7 protein-coding genes are annotated in these 5,420 nt (G+C 67.5%); 3 read left to right on the forward strand and 4 right to left on the reverse strand.

The features are described 5' to 3' along the window. Nucleotides 1–148: 148 nt before the first annotated feature. The 3 genes from ACN675_RS27375 to ACN675_RS27385 are packed head-to-tail and all read right to left on the reverse strand — an operon-like array spanning nucleotide 149 to nucleotide 2,425. Entirely contained in the window at nucleotides 149–1,333 is a 1,185-nt protein-coding gene (locus tag ACN675_RS27375) for an acyl-CoA dehydrogenase family protein (protein WP_420753812.1), read from the reverse strand. Between the two features lie 19 nt (nucleotides 1,334–1,352). Beyond that, the gene (locus ACN675_RS27380) at nucleotides 1,353–1,745 is read right to left on the reverse strand and encodes a nuclear transport factor 2 family protein (RefSeq protein WP_420753813.1); all 393 of its coding nucleotides are present in this window, start codon (nucleotides 1,743–1,745) and stop codon (nucleotides 1,353–1,355) included. Between the two features lie 38 nt (nucleotides 1,746–1,783). After that, nucleotides 1,784–2,425: a TetR/AcrR family transcriptional regulator gene (locus ACN675_RS27385; protein ID WP_420753814.1), complete on the reverse strand. Its 642-nt coding sequence runs from the start codon at nucleotides 2,423–2,425 to the stop codon at nucleotides 1,784–1,786. Nucleotides 2,426–2,521: 96 nt separating this feature from the next. Here ACN675_RS27385 and ACN675_RS27390 point away from each other — a divergent pair, with 96 nt between their 5' ends. Continuing rightward, nucleotides 2,522–3,088 (forward strand): VOC family protein, encoded by a 567-nt coding sequence (locus ACN675_RS27390; RefSeq protein WP_420753818.1) that lies wholly within the window; start codon nucleotides 2,522–2,524, stop codon nucleotides 3,086–3,088. A 21-nt stretch (nucleotides 3,089–3,109) separates the two neighbouring features. Further along, nucleotides 3,110–3,748, forward strand: a complete 639-nt coding sequence (locus tag ACN675_RS27395) for a carboxymuconolactone decarboxylase family protein (protein ID WP_420753815.1) — start codon at nucleotides 3,110–3,112, stop codon at nucleotides 3,746–3,748. A gap of 51 nt (nucleotides 3,749–3,799) precedes the next feature. Here the strand turns inward: ACN675_RS27395 and ACN675_RS27400 are convergent, their stop codons facing one another. Then, nucleotides 3,800–4,876: a methyltransferase domain-containing protein gene (locus ACN675_RS27400; RefSeq protein WP_420753816.1), complete on the reverse strand. Its 1,077-nt coding sequence runs from the start codon at nucleotides 4,874–4,876 to the stop codon at nucleotides 3,800–3,802. 142 nt (nucleotides 4,877–5,018) lie between these two features. Here ACN675_RS27400 and ACN675_RS27405 point away from each other — a divergent pair, with 142 nt between their 5' ends. Continuing rightward, nucleotides 5,019–5,411, forward strand: a complete 393-nt coding sequence (locus ACN675_RS27405; protein WP_420753817.1) for a VOC family protein — start codon at nucleotides 5,019–5,021, stop codon at nucleotides 5,409–5,411. Nucleotides 5,412–5,420: the final 9 nt, after the last annotated feature.

A 5,420-nucleotide genomic window follows, 5' to 3' on the forward strand; every position in this document is an offset into this window, starting at 1 on the left:
CCGTCGGCGGCGTGCGCCTCGACGGACCACACCTGCCTGCTCGCCCCGCCGGTGAGCCGGTGCACGTCCGCGACCGTGACGGTCTCGCCTCGCGCGCCGGTCAGGACGTCGGCGATGCCGTCGGCGAGTGTGGTGGTGGGGGATTCGGTCATCGCCACGGTGCCGCCTCGGGGTCGCGCAGGAGACGACGCGCCGTCGACATGCGGTGCACTTCGTCGGGGCCGTCGTAGATCCGCGCGTACCGGGCCCGGCGGTACATCTCCTCGAGCGGCGTGTCGCCGGTCAGGCCCAGCGCCCCGTGGACCTGGATCGCACGATCGACGACGTTGTGGAGCATCCGGGCACCCCAGAACTTGATCAGGCCGATCTGGACCCGCGCGTCCTCGCCGGCGTCCATGGCACGAGCCGCGTCGAGGGTCATCAGCCGCGCCGCGTGGATCTCGGCTGCCGATTCCGCCACGTAGCGGTGGATCTCGCCCTTCTCGGCGAGGAGCGAGCCGTGCACGTAGCGGACGTTCGCGCGCTCGCACATCAGCTCGAAGGCCCGCTGTGCCTGGCCGAGCCAGCGCATGCAGTGGAAGATCCGGCCGGGGCCGAGACGATCCTGGGCGACGACGAACCCCTTGCCACGCTCCCCGAGGAGGTTGGCGGCCGGGACGCGGACGTCGGTGAGCCGGACCTCGTAGTGGTCGCTCGGGTCGTGTCCCATGGTCGGGATCGAGCGGACGATCTCGAACCCGGGGGTGTCGGTGGGCACGATGATCGCGCTGATCCGTGAGTGGCGCGGCGTGGACTCGGGTTCGGTGCGGGCGAAGACGGAGCAGTATCCGGCGTCGGCGACACCGGTGGTGAACCACTTGTGCCCGTTGATGACCCAGGTGTCGCCGTCGAGTTCCGCGCGGGTCTCGATCAGGGTCGGGTCCGAGCCGGCGACGTCGGGTTCGGTCAGGCCGACGGACGGCAGGAAGTCCCCGGCGACCAGCGGCGGGATCCACCGCTTCTTCTGCTCCTCGGTGCCGTGCTTGCGCAGCATCAGCGTGTCCTGCATGGACACCGAACCCACGGCGAGCTGACCGAATTCAGAGCGTCCGATGATCTCGTTGAGGTAGACGAAGTCGAGGAACGGCACGCCCCCGCCGCCGACGTCGGCCGGATGCCCGAGAGCCCAGAGTCCGAGTTCCTTGGCGCGGGAACGCAATCCGTCGAGCGTCTTCCGGGCGTCGTCACCCTCACGGGTGAGGACCGGTTCGGCGGGGATGACCTCGCCGTCGATGAAGGCGCGCATCCGGGCGCGCAGGTCGGCGAGCTCGTCGTCGGGGTGGTTCACCGTCATGTGAGTGTTCCCTCTCGTGTTAGGTGCGCGATGTTCGGTTGCGGGAACCGATCTCGCGAAGGGGTCGGATCGCGGCGGAGTCGACGTACTCGTCGATGCGGGAGATGTGTCCGTCCTCGACGCGGACGAACAGGCCGGCGGGGATCTCCAGGGGGCCGTGCCCCGGGAGGACGCCGCGGACCACGTGTTGCTGAGCGAATCCGTCGGGCAGGATGTGCCGGCGGATGTCTTCGTAACGGAAGTCCTCGAGCGTCCGCGCGAGCCACCGCAGTACTCGGAGGTTCTCGGAAACGGTCTGCTCGAGGCCGTCGTCGTTGTGCCAGATACACGCGTCGGGCGCGTACATCTTGATGAGTGTCGCCTCGTCGCCGCGTTCGACGGCGGCGAAGAAGCGATCGGCGAGGTCGTTCATGGGGACATGCCGTTCATGGGGCAGAGTTCTCCTCGCAGCTATGCGGTGTCGGGGTCGAGTCCCAGGGCGCCGAGGCACATCTGGTCCAGGGTGTCCAGCAGCCGTTCCTCGTCGGCCTCGTCGCCCTGGACGAGCCAGAGGTAGAGGGTGTGGTCGACCATCGCGGCCATGGCACGGGCCGCGAACACCGGGTCGAGCGAGGAGCGGACGAGCCCGTCGGCCTGCCAGCGGGCGATCGCCCGCGACGTCCGTTCGACCAGTTGCTGGCGGTGCTGCTGACGCAGCGCGCGGAACTCGTCGTTGAACGTCGCGACCTGCTCGACGATCGCCATCAGTCGCGCGTTGCGCCGGTACGCCTGGTAGTAGGAGCGGTTGGACGCGACGAGACGGGCGGCGGGGGACAGGTCGGGCTCTGCGGGTTCGCGACGGTGCACGTCCTCGAACAGGCGTGTGCTGAGCTCGCGGAAGATGTCTTCCTTGGATTCGAAGTAGCGGTAGAACGTTCCGTAGGAGACCTTGGCCTCCTGTGAGATCTGTTCGACCCGCGTGTCGGGGAAACCGACGGTCTCGAACACGGTGCGGGCAGCGTCGAGCAGTGCATCGCGGGTCTTGCGGCCGCGTGCGGTCAGGGTGTCGACCGGTGCAGGGACGGACGGGGTGTTGACAGATGACTTGGCCACGGTCAAACTATCCAAGAAGATGACATGACTGTCAAGTCATTTTTCGGCCACAGCCACGACACATTCTTCCTCGTCATCGCGCCGAAAGGGATCGCAATGAACAACTCGGATCCGAAGTTCGAATTCCGCGGAATCAACCACCTCGCGCTCGTGTGCTCCGACATGCGACGCACCATCGACTTCTACTCGGGCGTGCTGGGCATGCCGCTCGTCAAGACGCTCGACCTGCCCGACGGACTCGGCCAGCACTTCTTCTTCGACTGCGGAGGAGGGAACACCCTCGCGTTCTTCTGGCTCGCGGATTCCCCTGACGCCGCACCGGGTATCGCCGCACCCAAGGGCCTGCCGGACCAGGGCGAACTCGCCAGCGCCGTCGGCTCCATGAACCACGTCGCCTTCGCGGTGCCGCCGGAGAAGTTCGACGAGTACCGCAGCCGACTGAAGGCCGAGGGCATCGCGGTCAGCCGTGTCCTCAACCACGACGACAGCCCCGCGGGGGTGTCCCGGGAGGTGCATGCCGGCACCTTCGTGCGATCGTTCTACTTCCAGGATCCGGACGGCGCTCTTCTGGAATTCGCGTGCTGGACACGAGAATTCACGGAAGATGATGTCCGGCACGAGCCGAAGACCGCCGCCGACCGGCGCGCGACGAGCGTCCGCTGACAAACCCGAAAGGAGCCCGCCATGCCCCGACTTCGTGAGGTCCCCCGCGCCGAGGTGACCGACGAGAAGATCCTCTTCTTCTACGACAGGCTGTTCGGCCCGGACAAGGATCCCGCCGTCGATCACGGCACCATCCACGCCACCCCGGGTGACTGGTGGACGGTCTTCGCCCAGTCACCCTCGGTGTTCCGGCACGCGGTGCGCGGATTCTCGCTCTACCGGAACGCGAAACTGGATCCCCACCTGCGGGAACTCGGCCAGGCACGCGCCGGGTACGCCCGCGGAAGCCAGTTCGTCTTCTCGCAGCACTGCAAGCAGATGCGGTCGCTCGGCATGGCGGACGAGAAGATCGCCGCGATCCCGTCCTGGCAGATCAGCGACCTGTTCTCCCCGCTCGAACGCGCCGTGCTCGCCTACACCGACGGACTCGTCCACGACGGTGGCCGCGTGCCCGACGAGGTGTTCGCCGTCCTGCAGGCGGAGCTCTCCGACTCCGAGATCCTCGAACTGACGTACATCACGTGCATGTACGACATGCACGCCACCATGTGCCGGGCGCTGAAGCTCGAGTTCGACGACCGGCCCGAACCGATCGAAGAGGTCCGGGTGCCCGAGGGCGTCGTGGTCGCGGACCTGTCGGCCGACCTCGCGGGAGAATAGCGAGGAGTCGGAACGGATCGTGCGGCCGCGGTCGGGGCGGCCGCACGATCACTACGCGGTGAGCAGGTAGAAACGCCACAGATCGAAGTTCTCGATCGGCAGGACCGACACGTCGGCGAACCCGGCTTCGAGCGCGTAGCGGCGCAACGTCGGCATGCGCATCACGGTTCCGGTCCCGACCGAGCCGGGGTGACTCATGCTGTCGGGCAGGCAGCAGGTCAGGCTGAACCCGTACATGAGGCGGTCGACTTCGTTTGCGGGTGCGGTGAACTCGTCCGCGACCGCTTCGTCCATCACGACGACCACGCCGTCATCGGTCAGTGCCCGCCGCATCGCGCCGAGCACTTCCACAGGCCGGGGCATGTCGTGGATGCACTCGAACGCGAACGCGGCCGAGAATCGTCCTTCCGGAAGGCCCTGAGCATCCGCTTCGATGATCGTGACACGGTCCGAAACATCCGGGTGTTCGGCGACATTGGACGTCGCAAGGGCTACGGTCGCCGGATCGATGTCGTAGCCGGTCACCCGGGCCTGCGGATACGCACGCGCCAGGGCGATCGTCGACCATGCTCCACCGCAACCGATGTCGGCGATCTCGATCCCCGGCTTCCGCAGCCTGTCGTGGAGTTCCGGCACCGACGCCAGCGCCGCCGGCAGGGCGTTCTCGAACCACGGCCGGTTCATCGCGGCCTGCGATTCCCGCGCGTCCGCACCGAGGTCCGCCCAGCTCACGCCGCCGCCGGTGCGGTAGGCGGTGAGCAGTTCGGGCAGGTGGACGGCGAAACCGCAGAACATGCGTGCCATCGGGCTGAGGTAGTTGAGGCTGCGCTCGTCGGTGAGAACCTCGGCCGCGGCCTCCGGGAGGGTGTAGCGCCGCGGATCTCCGTCGCTCGCGACGAGCAGCCCGGTCGCGGCCTGTTGCTCGAGCCATTCGCGGGCATAACGAGGATGGGTGCCGGTACGCTCGGCCAGTTCCTCCGGTGTGGCCGGACCGTCCGCGGCGAGACTGCGGTACCAGCCGAGCCGGTCGCCGATATAGATGGCGATCAGGTCGACCGTTCCGAGCGATGCGTCGAGGACCCGTTGTGCAAGGGCCTCGACCGTGGGGGCGGTATCGATGTCGGTCATGAGTGCCTCCGAGGTGAACGGGGTGTTCGGGGCGTTTTCATGGTGCCTGCCGGGCGTGCACGAAACAACCTGCCGGACCTCCGGGAACAACCGCCGTACGGTGTACGTTAACCGGCGGCATCCCACAAGAAGGAGTGTTCTCGTGCAAATCACCGGCAGCGCCCTGTCCCTCAATGTCGTAGACGTCGAGGCGTCGGCGGAGTTCGCGATCCGGCACCTGGGTTTCGCCCCGGAGATGTCCGCCGACGGTTTCGTGTCCCTCGCCCGCGAGGACGCGGGATTCAACCTGATCTTCCTGCGTACCGGGCTCGGTACCTTCAAACCGGCCAGCCATGCCGGTGCCGCCGGGCAGGGGACGCTCGTGGCGTTCGTCGTCGACGACATCGACGCCGAATACGAGCGGCTCCGGGGCGAAGGCGTCCGCATCGTCACCCCGATCGAGACCGAGCCGTGGGGGGAGCGCTACTTCCAGATGCTCGATCCCAACGGCATCGTGTTCCAGCTCGTGCAGTGGGTCGACGGCACCGACGGGTAGTTCGGGTCC

The sequence above is a fragment of the Rhodococcus sp. O3 genome (assembly GCF_048897285.1).
GTDB lineage: Bacteria > Actinomycetota > Actinomycetes > Mycobacteriales > Mycobacteriaceae > Rhodococcus.